The 16,661-nt window shown below is 72.3% G+C and carries 17 protein-coding genes and 1 riboswitch; of the genes, 10 read left to right on the plus strand and 7 right to left on the minus strand.

Going from position 1 to position 16,661, the window contains the following annotated elements; all coding sequences use genetic code 11:
- Positions 1 to 73: 73 nt before the first annotated feature.
- A complete protein-coding gene (locus ACZ5ID_RS20670) occupies positions 74 to 700 on the minus strand; it encodes a hypothetical protein (RefSeq protein WP_468899789.1) in 627 nt (208 codons plus the stop codon).
- A 206-nt stretch (positions 701 to 906) separates the two neighbouring features.
- Here ACZ5ID_RS20670 and ACZ5ID_RS20675 point away from each other — a divergent pair, with 206 nt between their 5' ends.
- The 4 genes from ACZ5ID_RS20675 to ACZ5ID_RS20690 all read left to right on the plus strand — a co-directional run bounded on the left by ACZ5ID_RS20675 (position 907) and on the right by ACZ5ID_RS20690 (position 4,902).
- Positions 907 to 1,767 carry a bifunctional methylenetetrahydrofolate dehydrogenase/methenyltetrahydrofolate cyclohydrolase gene (locus ACZ5ID_RS20675; RefSeq protein ID WP_468899791.1) on the plus strand — a complete coding sequence of 287 codons (861 nt, stop codon included), beginning with the start codon at positions 907 to 909 and terminating at the stop codon, positions 1,765 to 1,767.
- 18 nt (positions 1,768 to 1,785) lie between these two features.
- Entirely contained in the window at positions 1,786 to 2,292 is a 507-nt protein-coding gene (locus tag ACZ5ID_RS20680) for a DUF3017 domain-containing protein (protein ID WP_468899794.1), read from the plus strand.
- Positions 2,293 to 2,646: 354 nt separating this feature from the next.
- The gene (locus ACZ5ID_RS20685) at positions 2,647 to 3,660 is read left to right on the plus strand and encodes a helix-turn-helix domain-containing protein (RefSeq protein ID WP_468899797.1); all 1,014 of its coding nucleotides are present in this window, start codon (positions 2,647 to 2,649) and stop codon (positions 3,658 to 3,660) included.
- A gap of 252 nt (positions 3,661 to 3,912) precedes the next feature.
- Complete coding sequence (locus tag ACZ5ID_RS20690) at positions 3,913 to 4,902, plus strand: malate dehydrogenase (RefSeq protein ID WP_468899800.1); 990 nt, start codon at positions 3,913 to 3,915, stop codon at positions 4,900 to 4,902.
- A gap of 135 nt (positions 4,903 to 5,037) precedes the next feature.
- On the opposite strand, the gene ACZ5ID_RS20695 is transcribed toward ACZ5ID_RS20690, so the two are convergent.
- The 3 genes from ACZ5ID_RS20695 to ACZ5ID_RS20705 are packed head-to-tail and all read right to left on the minus strand — an operon-like array spanning position 5,038 to position 6,706.
- Positions 5,038 to 5,757: an isocitrate lyase/PEP mutase family protein gene (locus ACZ5ID_RS20695; RefSeq protein ID WP_468899994.1), complete on the minus strand. Its 720-nt coding sequence runs from the start codon at positions 5,755 to 5,757 to the stop codon at positions 5,038 to 5,040.
- Positions 5,754 to 6,203, minus strand: a complete 450-nt coding sequence (locus tag ACZ5ID_RS20700; protein WP_406556803.1) for a carboxymuconolactone decarboxylase family protein — start codon at positions 6,201 to 6,203, stop codon at positions 5,754 to 5,756. The genes ACZ5ID_RS20695 and ACZ5ID_RS20700 overlap by 4 nt, the downstream gene beginning before the upstream one ends.
- Positions 6,200 to 6,706, minus strand: a complete 507-nt coding sequence (locus ACZ5ID_RS20705; protein ID WP_468899997.1) for a carboxymuconolactone decarboxylase family protein — start codon at positions 6,704 to 6,706, stop codon at positions 6,200 to 6,202. Before ACZ5ID_RS20705 ends, ACZ5ID_RS20700 begins: the two co-directional genes overlap by 4 nt.
- An 89-nt stretch (positions 6,707 to 6,795) precedes the next feature.
- On the opposite strand from ACZ5ID_RS20705, the gene pdxR reads away from it, so the two are divergent.
- Entirely contained in the window at positions 6,796 to 8,217 is a 1,422-nt protein-coding gene (gene pdxR, locus ACZ5ID_RS20710; protein WP_468899804.1) for a MocR-like pyridoxine biosynthesis transcription factor PdxR, read from the plus strand.
- 405 nt (positions 8,218 to 8,622) lie between these two features.
- Here the strand turns inward: pdxR and ACZ5ID_RS20715 are convergent, their stop codons facing one another.
- Entirely contained in the window at positions 8,623 to 9,459 is an 837-nt protein-coding gene (locus tag ACZ5ID_RS20715; RefSeq protein WP_468900000.1) for a hypothetical protein, read from the minus strand.
- Between the two features lie 143 nt (positions 9,460 to 9,602).
- Between ACZ5ID_RS20715 and ACZ5ID_RS20720 the strand changes: the two genes are divergently transcribed.
- Both ACZ5ID_RS20720 and ACZ5ID_RS20725 read left to right on the plus strand, forming a co-directional pair.
- A complete protein-coding gene (locus ACZ5ID_RS20720) occupies positions 9,603 to 9,929 on the plus strand; it encodes a hypothetical protein (RefSeq protein ID WP_468899807.1) in 327 nt (108 codons plus the stop codon).
- 3 nt (positions 9,930 to 9,932) lie between these two features.
- Positions 9,933 to 11,114, plus strand: a complete 1,182-nt coding sequence (locus ACZ5ID_RS20725) for a glutathionylspermidine synthase family protein (protein WP_468899810.1) — start codon at positions 9,933 to 9,935, stop codon at positions 11,112 to 11,114.
- A 50-nt stretch (positions 11,115 to 11,164) separates the two neighbouring features.
- On the opposite strand, the gene rocD is transcribed toward ACZ5ID_RS20725, so the two are convergent.
- Positions 11,165 to 12,373 carry an ornithine--oxo-acid transaminase gene (gene rocD / locus ACZ5ID_RS20730; protein WP_468899813.1) on the minus strand — a complete coding sequence of 403 codons (1,209 nt, stop codon included), beginning with the start codon at positions 12,371 to 12,373 and terminating at the stop codon, positions 11,165 to 11,167.
- A 110-nt stretch (positions 12,374 to 12,483) separates the two neighbouring features.
- A riboswitch (ZMP/ZTP riboswitch) is annotated at positions 12,484 to 12,573 on the plus strand.
- A 26-nt stretch (positions 12,574 to 12,599) separates the two neighbouring features.
- Between rocD and ACZ5ID_RS20735 the strand changes: the two genes are divergently transcribed.
- The 3 genes from ACZ5ID_RS20735 (at position 12,600) to ACZ5ID_RS20745 (ending at position 15,811) form a co-directional block, all read left to right on the plus strand.
- Complete coding sequence (locus ACZ5ID_RS20735; RefSeq protein WP_468899815.1) at positions 12,600 to 13,886, plus strand: serine hydroxymethyltransferase; 1,287 nt, start codon at positions 12,600 to 12,602, stop codon at positions 13,884 to 13,886.
- 157 nt (positions 13,887 to 14,043) lie between these two features.
- Positions 14,044 to 15,054, plus strand: coding sequence for a tryptophan--tRNA ligase (gene trpS / locus ACZ5ID_RS20740; RefSeq protein WP_468899818.1), 1,011 nt, complete (start codon positions 14,044 to 14,046; stop codon positions 15,052 to 15,054).
- 160 nt (positions 15,055 to 15,214) lie between these two features.
- The gene (locus ACZ5ID_RS20745) at positions 15,215 to 15,811 is read left to right on the plus strand and encodes a 2'-5' RNA ligase family protein (protein ID WP_468899820.1); all 597 of its coding nucleotides are present in this window, start codon (positions 15,215 to 15,217) and stop codon (positions 15,809 to 15,811) included.
- 76 nt (positions 15,812 to 15,887) lie between these two features.
- Here ACZ5ID_RS20745 and ACZ5ID_RS20750 read toward each other — a convergent pair whose 3' ends face one another.
- Complete coding sequence (locus ACZ5ID_RS20750; RefSeq protein WP_468899823.1) at positions 15,888 to 16,643, minus strand: decaprenylphospho-beta-D-erythro-pentofuranosid-2-ulose 2-reductase; 756 nt, start codon at positions 16,641 to 16,643, stop codon at positions 15,888 to 15,890.
- Between the last annotated feature and the right edge of the window lie 18 nt (positions 16,644 to 16,661).

Consider the following 16,661-nt stretch of genomic DNA (forward strand, 5'->3'; position numbering starts at 1 on the left):
ACCGGAGTGGCCCGAGGGCGCACATGCCGAGGGCCGCACCCCGTATGCGGAGTGCGGCCCTTGGCGCGGTGTGTCAGTAACGCGGGCGGTTGAACCACGCCGCGCCGTCGCGGGTCATCATGGCCGCCGCCATGATGCCGCCGAAGGCCATCCACAGGACGGCCCAGATCAGGCCGCCGGAGGAGTCGTTGTTGGCGGAGCCGACCAGCGCGAGCACGCCGACCACGGCGCCCAGGATGCCGTAGACCATCGTCGTGATGCGGACGCCCTGACGGCCCTTGGACAGCCGTACGCCGAGCGTGATCGACAGCGCGGTGAGGCCGAAGAAGACCAACGCGAAGACGACCATGATGCCGGCGGCGGCGTGGCCGATGTCACCGAACGGCGTGTCGCCGAAGGTGTCGTCCGACTTGTTGGAGACGTCGTTGGCGGCGGCCCCGATGAACAGGAAGACGAAGCCGATGATCACCTGGACGGCCGCCACGATGAACAGGAACACCCGGGCGGTCTGCATGAGGCCCGGCATCTGCGGGGGCATCACCATGCCGCCGGGGTAACCCGGGTACGCGGGCTGCTGCGGGTAGCCGTACGGCTGCTGCGGCGGCCCCTGGGGTGCGGCCGGGTAGCCGTAGCCCGGCGGGTTCTGCGGCGGGGGCGGGGGTGCCTGGCCGTAAGGGTTGTTCGGGTCGCCGAAGCTCATGGCGGGGTTCCTCCGTTGTTCCGTGCGGGGACGACGCGGCCCGAGCGGAGGAAAGATGATGTGTGAGCGGTTCGCCCCCCGGCACTGCCCGCGGTACTGCGCAGATCATCGTTCTAAACGAGACATAAGTTTGTCCAGCCGGACGCTGGATGTGTTGTGCAAGTGCAACTTGGGCGATCATCGGTCGCCCTGGAAGAATGGGAACCATGACCGCCCAGATTCTCGATGGCAAGGCCACCGCCGCAGCGATCAAGTCCGACCTGGCCGTCCGCGTGGCGGCCCTGAAGGAGAAGGGGATCCACCCCGGTCTCGGCACCGTCCTGGTCGGCGAGGACCCCGCCAGCCAGAAGTACGTGGCGGGCAAGCACCGCGACTGCGCCCAGGTGGGCATCGCCTCCATCCAGCGCGAACTGCCCGCCACCGCCACGCAGGAGGAGATCGAGGCGGTCGTCCGTGAGCTGAACGAGGACCCGGAGTGCACCGGCTACATCGTCCAACTCCCGCTGCCCAAGGGCATCGACGAGAACCGTATCCTGACGCTGATGGACCCGGCCAAGGACGCGGACGGACTGCACCCGACCAACCTCGGCCGGCTGGTGCTCAACGAGCCCGGCCCGCTGCCCTGCACGCCGTACGGGATCATCCAGCTGCTGCGCGAGCACGGTGTGGAGATCAACGGCGCCGAGGTCGTGGTGGTCGGCCGCGGGGTGACCATCGGGCGCCCGATGCCGCTGCTGCTGACCCGCCGCTCGGAGAACGCGACGGTGACGCAGTGCCACACCGGCACCCGTGACCTCGCGTCCCATCTGCGCCGGGCCGACATCATCGTCGCCGCCGCCGGGGTGCCGCACCTGGTCAGGCCCGAGGACGTCAAGCCCGGCGCGGCCGTGCTCGACGTCGGCGTCAGCCGCGACGAGAACGGCAGGATCCTCGGCGACGTGCACCCCGGGGTCACCGAGGTGGCGGGCTGGGTCTCGCCCAACCCGGGCGGCGTCGGCCCGATGACCCGCGCCCAGCTGCTGGTCAACGTCGTCGAAGCGGCGGAGCGCGGCGCGTCCGCGAGCTGACCGGAAAGGGACCGAGGCATGGACGCCGACACGAGTACGGGCGACGGCGGCGCCGGGGGCAACGAGCCCGCCGCGCCGTCGGCGAGCGGCGCCCAGGCGTCCCCCGAAGCGGCCGTGGCCGCCACCCCCGCCCCCCGCAGGACCTCCCGCCGGTTCCCCTCGGTCACGCGCTACACCGCGCGGCCCGAGGGCGGCGGGCGGGCGGCCTCGGGGGCCTCGCCCGCGCCCGCGCGCCAGTGGCCGCTGCTGAGCGTGCTGGGGTCGACCGGGCTCGGGCTGCTGCTCGTCTCGCTGGACCTCTTCCGGGTCGGCCTGATCATCATCGGGCTGGCCCTGCTGGCGGGCGCGGTGCTGCGCTGGCTGCTGCCTTCGGTGGGAATGCTGGCGGTGCGCTCGCGCTTCACCGACATCACCACGTACGGCGCGCTGGGCGTCCTGATCGTGCTGCTCGCCCTGGTGGCGCAGCCCAGGCCCTGGCTGGACATCCCGTTCCTGGAGGACGCGGTCCGCTTCACGGTGCGCTGACCGGACCGCAACACCCGGAGCCCGCAACACCCGGAGCCCGCAACACCCGGAAACAGAGCGGCGCCCGTCCTCTCCCCCGTGGGACGACGGGCGCCGTCTGTCCCCCGTGGACGTAAGAGTCATGGACGCGCCAAGGCGGCTACAAGAGAAGCCGGAGGCCTGTGGCGCGGAGGTGACCGTTCCGCAACTGTGTGTGCGTCGGGCAACAGCCCTCCCCGGGCGGCGGGGGCCTTGGTGACGGCACCCTCCGCCGATGGGAGGATGGGGGCGGAACAGGGGCCAAGGGTGTGCCGGGGGCGGCAACGGGCCCCGGGGGGCACATCGGGCACATACGGGGGGACAAGGGGGAAGCACATGCCTCGCTGGAAGGCGCTGCCGGAGGAACTCGACCCGCAGGTACGGGAGTTCGCCAGCCAGCTGCGCAGACTGGTCGACCGCAGTGGACTGAGCCTGGCGGCGGTCGCCGACCGCACCGGCTACAGCAAGACCTCGTGGGAGCGCTATCTGGGCGGACGGCTGCTCGCGCCCAAGGGCGCCATCGTCGCGCTCGCCGAGGTCACCGGCACCAATCCCCTCCACCTCACCACCATGTGGGAGCTCGCGGAGCGCGCCTGGAGCCGTGCCGAGATGCGCCACGACATGACGATGGAACAGATCCGGATATCCCAGGCGCGTGCGGCGCTGGGCGAGTTCGGCCCGCCCCCCGGCGGCGGCGGACCGCAGACCCCGGCCCCTCGGCGCACCGCCGAACCGCTGCCCACCACCCCGCGCCCCGCCGGTTTCGGCGTCCCCGGGGCCGAGCCGGACACCGGCCGCGGCGTGCCGCCCCGGGGACCGGGCCGGGGTCCGGGCGGCGGGGACCGGCCCGGACCGGGCGCCCGGCGCCGGCCCGCCCTGATCGTGGCGGGTGTCCTGGGCGTCCTGCTGGTCATCGCCGCGGTGGTCCTGCTCACCGGAGTGGGGGGCGGCGACGACAAGGCGTCCCCCGCGCCCTCGGCCACGCCCACCACCCCGGCGCCCTCGCTGCCCCCGGGAGTGAAGTGCGTCCGCGACAGCTGCACCGGGCAGGACCCGGAAACGATGGGGTGCGGCGGGGCGTTCGCCAAGACGGTGGCATCCGCGAAGATCGGCACCGCCCTGGTCCAGGTCCGCTACAGCCCGACGTGCCAGGCCGCCTGGGCCCGTATCCAGCAGGCCGCGCCCGGCGACGAGGTGCGGATCGGCTCGGGCGCCACGGCGGGCGGGACCGGGACGGTGGACGCGGACAAGGAGGCGTACACCCGGATGCTCGCGGTCGACGGCCCCGGATCGGCGCAGGCCTGCGCGACCCTCGTCTCCGGCAAGAAGGGCTGCACCGCGGCGCGGTGAGCGCGCCCCGGTGGCCCGGACGGGCCATCGGGTGAGGCGTCCCACAGGGGGGCGGGGGTTCGGGAGGGCCGGGGTCGGATAGCCTGACCGCTGGATGTCTCTTCACGTCAAGATTCAGTTCGGGACGCCCGCGGGACGAGCTTTTCCCGAGTCGTTCCCCGCGCCGGTTCCCGAGCCGGACCTTGACGTGAGGAGACAGCCGGAACTAGGGGGCACAACCCCCACCACCTGCTGTTCTAAACGGAGATCGCCATGACCCGCACTCCCGTGAATGTCACCGTCACCGGCGCGGCCGGACAGATCGGCTACGCGCTGCTCTTCCGTATCGCCTCCGGTCACCTGCTCGGCGCGGATGTGCCGGTCAACCTCCGTCTGCTGGAGATCCCGCAGGGCCTGAAGGCCGCCGAGGGCACCGCCATGGAGCTCGACGACTGCGCCTTCCCGCTGCTGCGCGGCATCGAGATCACCGACGACCCGAACGTCGCGTTCGACGGTGCCAACGTGGCGCTGCTCGTCGGCGCCCGCCCGCGCACCAAGGGCATGGAGCGCGGCGACCTGCTCTCCGCCAACGGCGGCATCTTCAAGCCGCAGGGCAAGGCCATCAACGACAACGCCGCGGACGACATCAAGGTCCTCGTCGTCGGCAACCCGGCCAACACCAACGCCCTGATCGCCCAGGCGGCGGCCCCGGACGTCCCGGCCGAGCGCTTCACCGCGATGACCCGGCTGGACCACAACCGGGCCATCTCGCAGCTCGCGAAGAAGACCGGCTCGGCCGTCTCGGACATCAAGCGTCTGACCATCTGGGGCAACCACTCGGCCACCCAGTACCCGGACATCTTCCACGCCGAGGTCGCCGGCAAGAACGCCGCCGAGCTGGTGAACGACGAGGCGTGGCTGGCCGACACCTTCATCCCGACCGTCGCCAAGCGCGGCGCCGCGATCATCGAGGCCCGTGGCGCCTCCTCGGCGGCCTCCGCCGCCAACGCCGCCATCGACCACGTGTACACGTGGGTCAACGGCACCGCCGAGGGCGACTGGACCTCCATGGGCATCCCGTCGGACGGCTCCTACGGCGTCCCCGAGGGCCTCATCTCGTCCTTCCCGGTCACCGTGAAGAACGGCGCGTACGAGATCGTCCAGGGCCTGGAGATCAACGACTTCTCGCGCGCCCGCATCGACGCCTCGGTGCAGGAGCTCAAGGAAGAGCGCGACGCGGTGCGCGAGCTCGGCCTGATCTAGTACCACCCGAGCCCCGGCTCGCCCCCACCCCCGTCGGCCCCACCGGGCCGACGGGGGTGGTCTTTTCGGGCGTCTTCTCCGGCGTCTTGACGGGCGTCTTTCCGGCGTACGTCACGGGCCGGCGCCCCTCCCCGCTCAGCCGGCGCGCAGTTGCTCCGCGATCTCCCGTACCGCGTTCGTCGCGCGCCGCTGGAGGAGCGGGCCGAACGTGACGCGGGCGGCGCCCAGTTCACCCAGGCGGCGCGGGGTCGGGCCGTCCGCCAGTGCCACCTGGTTGACCGGGGCCGGCACGGCGGCGGCGATCTTCGGCACATGGCCGGCGGGCGCCCCGTACGGGTAGACGCAGTCGGCGCCCGCCGCCACATACGCGCGCGCCCGCGCTATCGTGGCGTCCAGATCGTTGACGCCCTCGATGTAGGTGTCCACGCGCGCGTTGATGAAGAGCCGGTCCCCGGCCGCCGCGCGCACCTCCGCCAGCCAGTCGGCGTGGCGCGCCGGGTCCTTGAGGGCGCCGTCGGCGGAGTCCTCCAGATTGCAGCCGACCGCGCCGGTCTCCAGGAGGCGGTCCACCAGCTCCTTGGGTTCGAGCCCGTAGCCGCCCTCGACATCCGCCGACACCGGTACGGAGACGGCCCGCACGATCCGGGCGACCGCCGCGAACATCTCGTCCCCGGGCGTGGCGCCGTCCGCGTAACCGAGCGAGGCGGCGACCCCCGCGCTCGGCGTGGCGAGTGCCGGGAAGCCCGCCTCCTCGAAGACGCGGGCGCTGGCCGCGTCCCAGGGGCCGGGCAGGATCAGGGGGTCGCCCGTGGCGCGCCCGTGGTGCAGGGCGCGGAAGGCGGCGACGGGGGTCAGCTGTGCCATTCGGTCTCTCCGGGTGCGGTGCGCCGCGCCACCATCAGCCGGTTCCAGCTGTTGATGGCGGTGATCGCGGCGATGAGGTGGGCCAGTTCGGTCTCGTCGAAGTGCTTGGAGACGAGCGCGTAGAGCTCGTCGGGAACGAATCCGTCGGTCAGGACCGTTATGCCTTCGGTGAGGGCGAGGGCCGCACGCTCGCGCTCGCTGAAGCGGTCGCCCGCTTCGTGCCAGGCCGCGACGAGATCGAGCCGTCCCTCGGTCTCGCCGTGCTCGCGGGCGAGGTCGAGATGCATGTCGAGGCAGAAGGCGCAGTGGTTGAGCTGCGAGGCGCGGACCATGACCAGCTCCGTCAGGGTCGGGTCGAGCACCTTCTTGGCGGCTGCGCTCACCCCCGCCAGGGCCCGGTAGACCTCCTGCGGGACCTGCCAGGCCCGGGCGGTCACTTGTACATCCCGGGGGTGTAGTGGCCCGGCACCATCCGGGTGGTGACGCCGAAGCGGTTCCAGGCGTTGATCACCGTGATGGCGGCGATCAGATGGCCCAGCTCGGTCGCGTCGAACTGCTCGGCCGCCTTCGCGTACACCTCGTCCGGTACGAAACCGTCGGTGAGGACCGTGATCGCCTCGGTCAGTTCGATCGCCGCGAGCTCCCTGGCGGTGTAGAAGTGCTGGGACTCCTCCCAGGCGCTGAGCTGCACGATCCGCTCGACCGACTCGCCCGCCGCGAGGGCGTCCTTGGTGTGCATGTCGAGGCAGAAGGCGCAGTGGTTGAGCTGCGAGGCCCGGATCTTGACCAGCTCGTGGATCACCGGGTCCACCCCGCGCCCGGCCGCCGCGTCCAGCTTGACCATCGCCTTGTAGACCTCGGGGGCGGCCTTCGCCCAGTGCAGCCGGGGGGTGTGCTCGGCAGCGTAGGAGCCGGTCCCGCCCGGGTCGTTCCCGCTCATGCCGTCTCCCGTGTTCCCGGTGTTCTCGTTCGTCGCCGTCATACGGATGACGGTACGCGGCACATGTCACACGGGTATGGTCCATTTTCATGGTGGAATCCTGGGCCACTTCCTCCGGAACCCTGGCTGAAGTCTTCGGTGTCGACTTCCATGTGGAGGTGGGCACGGGCGGGTTGCGCGCGGGTCTCATGGACGCGCTGCGCGAGGCGGTGCGCAGCGGCAGGCTCGCCCCCGGCGCCCGGCTGCCCTCGTCGCGCTCGCTCGCGGCGGACCTGGGCATCGCGCGCAACACGGTGGCCGACGCGTACGCCGAACTCGTCGCCGAGGGCTGGCTCACCGCACGCCAGGGCTCGGGGACCCGGGTCGCCCAGCGGACCGCGCCGCGCCGCCCGCAGCCGTCCGGGCCCCGCCATCCGGCGCGCCGCAGCCCCGCGTACAGCCTGATCGCGGGCAGCCCCGACCTCGCGTCCTTCCCGCGCGCCGAATGGCTCAAGGCGTCCCGGCGGGCGCTGACGGCCGCCCCCCACGAGGCCTTCGGCTACGGCGACCCGCGCGGGCGCATCGAGCTGCGCACGGTGCTCGCCGAGTATCTGGCGCGGGCGCGCGGCGTCCACGCGGCCCCCGAGCGGATCGTCGTCTGCGCGGGCTTCGTCCACGGTCTGATGCTGCTCGGACGGGTGCTGCGGGCGCGCCGGGTGCGGGTGACGGGCGTCGAGTCGTACGGGCTCGACGTCCACCGGGACCTCCTCGCGCACGCGGGGCTGCGCACCCCGCCGCTGCCGTTCGACGAACACGGCACGCTCACCGGTGAGTTGGGCGAGGTCAAGGGGCTCGGGGCGGTGCTCCTGACGCCCGCGCACCAGTTCCCCGTCGGGGTCGCGCTCCCGCCGGACCGGCGGGCCTCGGCCGTCGACTGGGCGCGGGCGGTGGACGGGCTGATCCTGGAGGACGACTACGACGGCGAGTTCCGCTACGACCGCCAGCCCGTCGGGGCGTTGCAGGGCCTCGACCCCGACCACGTCGTCTATCTGGGCACGGCCAGCAAGTCCCTCGCCCCCGGGCTGCGGCTGGCCTGGATGGTGCTGCCGGAGCGGCTCGCGGGGGAGGTGGCGGAGGCGAAGGGGGACATCGACTGGTCGTGCGGCGCGCTCGACCAGCTGACGCTGGCGGAGTTCATCGCGTCCGGTGCGTACGACCGCCATGTCCGGGGGATGCGGCTGCGCTACCGGCGCCGGCGCGACCAGTTGGTGGCGGCGCTGGCGGCGCGGGCGCCGGAGGTGCGGGTGAGCGGGATCGCGGCGGGGTTGCACGCGGTGCTGGAGCTTCCGCCCGGCACCGAACGCGCGGTGATCCAGGCCGCGGCGTGGCAGGGCCTGGCCCTCCAGGGCCTCTCGGCCTTCCGCCACCCGGCGACGCCGGCGTCCCGGGACGCACTGGTGGTGGGGTATGCGGCGCCGCCGGACTGGGGGTGGGGTGGGGCGCTGGATGCGCTGTGCAGGGTGTTGCCGTAGGGGCGGCGGGCCGTCTGTGGCTGGTCGCGCAGTTCCCCGCGCCCCTGTGCTGCCCGGTCTTTGTCTGCGGGCCGGTGGGAATTCTCGCGCAGTTCCCCGCGCCCCTTAGGTACTTCCGGCCGCTGCCACTCCTGTCCCTCGGGCGGGAGGGGTCCGGGCCGAAGGCCCAGGACTTCAGGGGCGCGCGGAACTGCGCGATCAGCCCCCACCGGCCTGCGGACGACCCCCGGGCCGATCAGGGGCGCGGGGAACTGCGCGATCAGCCCCCACCGGCCCGCAGACGACCCCCGGGCCGATCAGGGGCGCGGGGAACTGCGCGATCAGCCCCCACCGGCCCGCGGACGACCCCCGGGCCGATCAGGGGCGCGGGGAACTGCGCGAGCAACCCCCACCACCGGGAGCCACTTACACCTCACCCCGAGCCCCCCCGGGCACCTCCCCGAAGCGCCCCAGCACCAGCGCCCCCGCAACCCCCACCACGAACCCCACGACCGCCAACCACCCCAGCCCCTCCCGCGTACGGTCCCCCAGCCACCCCACCCCCACCAGCGCCGGGCCGATCGTCTCGCCCAGCACCATCCCGGCCGTCGCCGTCGTCACCGACCCCCGCTGCAACGCAGACGTCAGCAGCAGGAACGCCGCGCCCCCGCCCAGCAGCAGCGCGTACAGCGCCGGTTCGGTGAGGTCGAGGGAGTCGATGAGCCGGACCGCGACCTCCACCACCCCGAAGCCGCACCCCGCGCCGAGTCCGAGGACCAGGGCCCGGGCGCGTCCGGGCAGGCGCCCGGCGACCGCCCCGGCCAGCAGGATCGCCGCCGCGACCGCGAGCAGCGCCCAGGGCAGCGCGGCGGGCCCGGCCTCGTGGCCCTCCTCGCCGGACGCCAGCCCCAGCATCGCAAGCCCGGCGCAGACGACCCCGACCGCCGCCCACTCCGTACCGGACAGCCGTACCGCCAGTACCCGCGCCGAGACCACCGCCGTCACCGCCAGCGACGCGGCCAGCGCCGCCCCGACCGCGTAGATCGGGACGGCTCGCAGCGCCACGATCTGGAGGAGGAAGCCCAGCCCGTCCAGGCCGAGCCCGGCGATGTAGCGCCACTGCCGCACCGCCCGCAGCAGCAGCGCCGGATCGACCCCCGTCGCCCCGGACCCGGCGGCCGGCCCGGACGCCGCCCGCGCCGCGACGGCCTGAAGAACGGTCGCGGTGCCGTAGCAGACCGCCGACCCCAGCGCACAGATCATCCCAAAGAGCACAGACGGACTGTAATGGAAGGGAGTTCGGGGGGCAGGAGCAAGAGGGTTCCTCGTCCCCGAGGAGCGGGAACTAGGGTGTGGCCGGTTTACGTCCCAGGCATACGTACGGTTCGCGAGGGGGAGGTCCGCACATGCGCAGACTCAGGTCCACCACGGTGGTGCTCGGTGGCATGGGGGTACTAGCCGCCACGCTGACGGCGTGCTCCCACGAGCCGGACCGCCGCTGCGTCGACCCCGTCACGCACAAGGAGCTCCCCAAGTACGAGTGCAAGGACGGCGGCCACGGCTCGTACTACTACGGCGGCCACGTCCGCAACGGCACGGTCTACGGCGGCTCCTTCCGCTCCCGGTCCGGTTCCGGCTCCTCCGGTTCCTCGGGGTCCTCCACCTCCGACGGCTCCTCCGGAGGCGTCGACCGGGGCGGTTTCGGCGGCCACTCCGGCTCGGGCGGCGGCTGAGGGATGCAGCGGCACCGCATCGACCCGCGCCCCGGCTGGCAGCAGACCGTCGAGGCCCAGGGGCTGATCTACCCCCTCACCCGCTACCCGGACGGCTCGCTCCGCCCGTACTGGGACGAGAGCGCGTACTACTCCTTCACCCTGCCCGAGGTCGAGGCGCTGGAGGAGGTCGTCGAGGAGCTCCACGCGATGTGCCTGGCCGCAGCCGCGCACATCGTCGAGCAAAATCGTTTCGCCGAACTGGGGATCACCGACCCGGCGCTCGCCGCCCGGGTCGCCGAGTCCTGGCACCGCCGCGCCGAACTCCCCTCGATCTACGGCCGGTTCGACCTGCGCTACGACGGCACGGGCCCGGCCAGGATGCTGGAGTACAACGCCGACACCCCCACCTCGCTCGTCGAGGCCGCGAGCCCGCAGTGGTTCTGGATGGAGGAGCGCTTCCCCGGCGCCGACCAGTGGAACTCGCTCCACGAACGGCTGGTCGCCGCCTGGAAGCGGCAGGCCGCGCTGCTCCCGCCCGGCCCGCTGCACTTCGCCCACTCGGACGACGACGAGCTCGGCGAGGACCTGATGACCGTGGCGTATCTGCGCGAGACCGCCGAGCAGGCGGGCATCGAGACGCTGGCGCTGTCGGTGGAGCGGATCGGCTGGGACGGTCTGACCGGCCGTTTCGTCGACGACCGCATCCGTTTCATCCGCAGCTGCTTCAAGCTCTACCCGTGGGAGTGGCTGACCACCGACCGGTTCGCCCCGCACGTCCTGGAGACCCTGGACAACGGCGGCGGCACCGGCAGCACCTGCTGGATCGAGCCGGCCTGGAAGATGCTGCTCTCCAACAAGGCGCTGCTGGCGGTCCTGTGGGAGCTGTACCCGGGCCACCCGAATCTGCTGCCCGCCTACCTGGACGGGCCGCGCGAGCTGGCCGGCGCCGGCGGTTACGTCTCCAAGCCGCTGCTCGGCCGGGAGGGCGCCGGGGTCGAGATCCACCGCCCCGGCGCGCCGCCCGTCCGGCGCGACGAACCCGTCTGCTACCAGGCCCTCGCCCCGCTCCCCGACTTCGACGGCAACCGGGTCGTCCTGGGCGCCTGGGTGGTCGAGGACGAGGCGGCGGGCCTGGGCATCCGCGAGTCGTCGGGGCCGATCACGGACGAGTACGCGCGGTTCGTCCCGCATGTGATCCGCTAGCGGACCGGCGGGGCCGGGCCCGTCCGAAGCCCGGCCCCGCCGCCCCGGTGCTACTCCTGGCCCAGCACCGCCCGCAGCTGGTCGAGCCCCCAGTCCAGGTCCTCCTTGCTGATCACCAGCGGCGGGGCGATCCGGATCGTCGAACCATGGGTGTCCTTGACCAGGACGCCCCGGTCCATCAGCCGTTCGGAGATCTGCCGCCCCGTGCCGAACGACGGGTCGATGTCGACACCCGCCCACAGGCCGCGCCCGCGCACCGCCCGGACCGCGCTGGTGCCGGTCAGCAGGCCCAGCTCGTGGTGGAGGTGCTCACCGAGCTCGGTCGCCCGCTGCTGGTACTCCCCGGTGCGCAGCATCGCGATCACCTCCAGGCCGACCGCGCACGCCAGCGGGTTGCCGCCGAAGGTCGACCCGTGCTCGCCGGGCCGGAACACCCCGAGCACCTCCGCCGAGCCCACCACCGCCGAGACCGGTACCACCCCGCCGCCGAGCGCCTTGCCCAGCACATACAGATCGGGCACCACGCCCTCGTGCTCGCACGCGAACGTCTTCCCGGTCCGCCCGAGACCCGACTGGATCTCGTCCGCGATGAACAGCACGTTCCGCTCGCGGGTCAGCTCCCGTACGCCCGGCAGATATCCGGCCGGCGGCACCAGCACCCCGGCCTCGCCCTGGATCGGCTCCAGGAGCACCGCCACGGTGTTCTCCGTGACGGCCGCCGACAGCGCGGTCAGGTCCCCGTACGGCACGATCTCGAAGCCGGGCGTGTACGGGCCGTAGTCCGCGCGCGCCTCGGGGTCCGTGGAGAAGCTGACGATCGTGGTCGTGCGCCCGTGGAAGTTGTTGGAGGCGACGACGATCTTCGCCGTCCCGTCCGGGACCCCCTTGACCCGGTACCCCCACTTCCGGGCGGTCTTCACGGCCGTCTCCACGGCCTCCGCCCCGGTGTTCATGGGCAGGACCATCTCCTTGTCGCACAACTGTGCGAGCTGCCCGCAGAACTCGGCGAACCGGTCGTGGTGGAACGCCCGTGAGGTGAGCGTCACTCTCTCCAGCTGCGCCTTGGCCGCGTCGATCAGCCTGCGGTTGCCGTGTCCGAAGTTCAGCGCCGAGTACCCGGCGAGCATGTCGAGGAAGCGGCGCCCCTCGACATCGGTCATCCACGCGCCCTCGGCCGAGGCGACGACGACGGGCAGCGGATGGTAGTTGTGCGCACTGTGGGCCTCGGCAGAGCGGATGGCGTCCGATGTAGTCGACACGGGGTCTCCGTTTCATCGTGCGGCGTGGGACGGGGTAGGGCCCAGTTTCTCTCGTCGCTCGGATGCTGGACGGGGAAACCTTGATTCCCGGTGTGCCCGTTAGGGTGGGTGGTACGTACGGCGACTGGCGCACGGGGAAGCGACCCCGGGGAAGCCGTGCGTGCCACGCGCACGAGGTGCCGCCCGCCTGGGCACCCCGGGACCACCACGGACCCCGGAGGACGCCATGAGCCAGCCCGTTTCCCGCCCTGCCGTCTCGCACCCGGCCCTCTCCGCCACGGACCCCGAACTCGCCGCGCTCGTCGCCGCCGAGGAACGGCTCCAGTCGGAGACCCTGCGGCTGATCCCCAGCGAGAACTACGTCTCGCAAGCGGTCCTCGAAGCCTCCGGCACGGTGCTGCAGAACAAGTACAGCGAGGGCTACCCGGGCCGCCGGTACTACGAGGGCCAGCAGAACATCGACCAGGTCGAGACGCTCGCCGTGGAGCGCGCCAAGAGGCTGTTCGGCGTCGAGCACGCCAACGTCCAGCCCTACTCCGGCTCGCCCGCCAACCTGGCCGTCTACCTCGCCTTCGCCGAGCCCGGCGACACCGTGATGGGCATGGCCCTGCCGATGGGCGGCCACCTCACCCACGGCTGGGGCGTCTCCGCGACCGGCAGGTGGTTCCGGGGCGTCCAGTACGGCGTGCGCCACGACACCGGCCTGATCGACTTCGACGAGGTGCGCGAACTCGCCCTCAAGGAACGACCGAAGATCATTTTCTGTGGCGGCACCGCTCTGCCGCGCACCATCGACTTCGCGGCCTTCGCGGAGATCGCCCGGGAGGCGGGCGCCGTCCTGGTCGCCGACGTGGCGCACATCGCGGGCCTGATCGCCGGCGGCGCCCACCCGTCCCCGGCCCCGTACGCGGACGTGATCTCCACGACCACCCACAAGACCCTGCGCGGCCCGCGCGGCGCCATGCTCATGTCCCGCGAGCAGCACGCCAAGGCCATCGACAAGGCCGTCTTCCCGGGCCTCCAGGGCGGCCCGCACAACCAGACCACCGCCGCGATCGCCGTCGCCCTGCGCGAGGCGGCCGAGCCCTCGTTCCGCGACTACGCCCGGTCCGTCGTCGCCAACGCCCACGCCCTGGCCGAGCAGCTCCTCGCGCGCGGCTTCGACCTGGTCTCCGGCGGCACGGACAACCATCTGATCCTCATGGACCTCACTCCCAAGGACGTCCCGGGCAAGGTGGCCGCGAAGGCCCTGGACCGGGCCGGGATCGTCGTCAACTACAACACCGTCCCGTACGACCCCAGGAAGCCGTTCGACCCCTCGGGCATCCGGATCGGCACCCCCTCCCTCACCTCGCGCGGCCTCGGCACCGAGCACATGGCGGCCGTCGCCGACTGGATCGACCGGGGCGTCGGCGCGGCCCGCACCGGCGACGAGGACGCCCTCGCGGCGATCCGGGACGAGGTGGCCGAGCTGATGGCCGCGTTCCCGGCGCCGGGTCTGCCCACGGACTAGCGCTCTCGCACCAGGGAGAGGAGGAACACACTGTGTTCCTCCTCTCCCTGCTGTCCACACCGTTTCCGAGCTGTCGGCGGCACCTGAGAGAATGATGAGCATGGCCTCTGATCGCCCGCCCGTCGCCCACCACCACCCTCAGGGGAATGGCTCCGCCATGCAGCATCGCCCGCGAGTGCTCTCCGGAATCCAGCCCACGGCAGGCTCGTTCCACCTCGGCAACTACCTCGGCGCGGTCCGCCAGTGGGTGGCGCTGCAGGAGTCCCACGACGCGTTCTACATGGTCGTGGACCTGCACGCGATCACCGTTCCGCAGGACCCGAAGGAGCTGCGCGCCAACACGCGGCTCGCCGCCGCCCAGCTACTCGCCGCCGGGCTCGACCCGGAGCGCTGCACGCTCTTCGTGCAGAGCCATGTGCCCGAGCACGCCCAGCTCGCGTGGATCATGAACTGCCTGGCGGGCTTCGGTGAGGCGTCCCGGATGACGCAGTTCAAGGACAAGTCGGCGAAGCAGGGCGCCGACCGCGCCACCGTCGGCCTCTTCACGTACCCGATCCTCCAGGTCGCGGACATCCTGCTCTACCAGGCCAACGAGGTCCCGGTCGGTGAGGACCAGCGCCAGCACGTCGAGCTCACCCGCGACCTGGCCGAGCGCTTCAACGGCCGGTTCGGGGAGACGTTCAGGATTCCGGCGCCGTACATCCTCAAGGAGACGGCGAAGATCTACGACCTCCAGGACCCGTCGATCAAGATGAGCAAGTCGGCGTCCACGCCGAAGGGCCTGATCAACCTGCTCGACGAGCCGAAGACCACGGCCAAGAAGGTCAAGAGCGCGGTCACCGACACGGACACGGTGATCAAGTACGACGCCGAGAACAAGCCGGGTGTCTCCAATCTGCTCACCATCTATTCCACTCTCACCGGCAGGACGATTCCCGAGCTGGAGACGGAGTACGAGGGCAAGATGTACGGGGCGCTGAAGACGGACCTCGCCGAGGTGATGGTGGAGTTCGTCACGCCGTTCCGGGACCGGACCCAGGAATATCTGGACGACCCCGAGACGCTGGACTCTGTCCTGGCCAAGGGCGCGGAGAAGGCGCGAGCGGTCGCCGCCGAGACGCTGGCCACGGCATATGAGCGGGTCGGGTTCCTGCCCGCCAAGCACTGAGCCGAGCCGAGGCGCGGGGTGCGGGGGGCGCGCTCGGGCCCACGGGACCGATGGCCCGGCCGACGGCCCGGCCGAGGGCTCTGGCCAGAAGGGCCGGGCGCCCGCCACACTGCACACTGACGGACACAGACGTACCCGGACAACGACGGAGGAGAACGACGTGGGGACCGTAACGCTCGGCGTTTCGATCGCGGTCCCGGAGCCGTACGGCAGCTTGCTCCAGGAGCGGCGCGCGGGCTTCGGTGATCCCGCCGCGTACGGGATTCCCACGCACGTCACCCTTGTGCCGCCGACCGAGGTCGACGCGGCACGGCTGCCGGCGATCCGCGCCCATCTGGCCGAGGTCGCGTCGGCCGGGCGGGCGTTTCCGATGCGGCTGTCGGGGACGGGGACGTTCCGGCCGCTGTCGCCGGTGGTGTTCGTGCAGGTCGTCGAGGGCGGGGCGGACTGCGCGTGGCTCCAGCAGCGGGTACGGGACGAGGCCGGGCCGCTCGTGCGTGAGCTGCACTTTCCGTACCACCCGCATGTGACGGTGGCGCACGGGATCTCCGAGGAGGGGATGGACCGGGCGTTCGAGGAGCTGGCGGGTTTCGAGGCCGAGTGGACGTGCGGCGGGTTCGCGCTGTACGAGCAGGGTGCGGACGGCGTGTGGCGGAAGCTGCACGAGTACGGGTTCGGGCTGAGCGGGGTGCCGGCGCAGGGCGGGTCGAGGGACGAGCCGTGCGGGTCGCGGGACGAGCCGTCCGTGCGGGCCTGAGCGCCGGCATCGCCTTCGCGTCAGCCGCGCGAGCAACCCACCACGGTCCGCAGCCGTACCCCTGGCCCTGGAGTTCCTACACCGGCAGACGCCGGAACAGCGGTCTCGGTACGTGCCGAAGCGCCGACATCACCACCCTCAGCGTCCCCGGCACCCACACCACCTCCGCCCGTCTCCGCAAGCCCGACTCGATGGACTCCGCCACCGCCTCCGGCGTGGTCGCCAGCGGGGCTTCCGGGAGGCCGGTCGTCATCCTGGTGCGGACGAAGCCGGGGCGTACCACCATCACGTGGACGCCCGAGCCGTGGAGTGCGTCGCCCAGGCCCTGGGTGAAGGCGTCCAGGCCCGCCTTGCTGGAGCCGTAGATGAAGTTGGCGCGGCGGGCGCGTTCGCCCGCCACCGAGGAGAGGACCACCAGGGAGCCGTGGCCCTGGCTCCGCAGGGCCTTCGCGCAGATCAGGGAGGCCGAGACCGCGCCCGTGTAGTTGGTCTGCGCGACCCGTACGGCCGCCAGCGGCGACCCCTCGTCCCGTTCCTGGTCGCCCAGGATTCCGAACGCCAGCAGGACCATGTCGATGTCGCCCTGGGCGAAGACCTTGCCCAGGACCCGTTCGTGCGCCTCGGCGTCCAGCGCGTCGAAGGCGAGCGTGTGCACGTCCGCGCCGAGCTCGCGCAGCTCCGTCGCCGCCGCGTCCAGCGCGGGCGAGGGGCGGGCGGCCAGCCAGACCGTACGGGTGCGGCGGGCCACCAGACGGCGCGCGGTGGCCAGGCCGATCTCGGACGTGCCGCCCAGGATCAGCAGGGACTGGGGGGTGCCGAACGCGTCCTTCATCTCGTGACTCCTCGTAAC

Source organism: Streptomyces sp. NPDC031670 (genome assembly GCF_055580545.1).

Bases quoted from the DNA above. Each gene is read 5' to 3' on its own strand.
- ACZ5ID_RS20670 (WP_468899789.1), bottom strand. From the start codon at position 700: ATGAGCTTCGGCGACCCGAACAACCCTTACGGCCAGGCACCCCCGCCC.
- ACZ5ID_RS20675 (WP_468899791.1), top strand. From the start codon at position 907: ATGACCGCCCAGATTCTCGATGGCAAGGCCACCGCCGCAGCGATCAAG.
- ACZ5ID_RS20680 (WP_468899794.1), top strand. From the start codon at position 1,786: ATGGACGCCGACACGAGTACGGGCGACGGCGGCGCCGGGGGCAACGAG.
- ACZ5ID_RS20685 (WP_468899797.1), top strand. From the start codon at position 2,647: ATGCCTCGCTGGAAGGCGCTGCCGGAGGAACTCGACCCGCAGGTACGG.
- ACZ5ID_RS20690 (WP_468899800.1), top strand. From the start codon at position 3,913: ATGACCCGCACTCCCGTGAATGTCACCGTCACCGGCGCGGCCGGACAG.
- ACZ5ID_RS20705 (WP_468899997.1), bottom strand. From the start codon at position 6,706: ATGAGCGGGAACGACCCGGGCGGGACCGGCTCCTACGCTGCCGAGCAC.
- pdxR (WP_468899804.1), top strand. From the start codon at position 6,796: ATGGTGGAATCCTGGGCCACTTCCTCCGGAACCCTGGCTGAAGTCTTC.
- ACZ5ID_RS20715 (WP_468900000.1), bottom strand. From the start codon at position 9,459: ATGATCTGTGCGCTGGGGTCGGCGGTCTGCTACGGCACCGCGACCGTT.
- ACZ5ID_RS20720 (WP_468899807.1), top strand. From the start codon at position 9,603: ATGCGCAGACTCAGGTCCACCACGGTGGTGCTCGGTGGCATGGGGGTA.
- ACZ5ID_RS20725 (WP_468899810.1), top strand. From the start codon at position 9,933: ATGCAGCGGCACCGCATCGACCCGCGCCCCGGCTGGCAGCAGACCGTC.
- ACZ5ID_RS20735 (WP_468899815.1), top strand. From the start codon at position 12,600: ATGAGCCAGCCCGTTTCCCGCCCTGCCGTCTCGCACCCGGCCCTCTCC.
- trpS (WP_468899818.1), top strand. From the start codon at position 14,044: ATGCAGCATCGCCCGCGAGTGCTCTCCGGAATCCAGCCCACGGCAGGC.
- ACZ5ID_RS20750 (WP_468899823.1), bottom strand. From the start codon at position 16,643: ATGAAGGACGCGTTCGGCACCCCCCAGTCCCTGCTGATCCTGGGCGGC.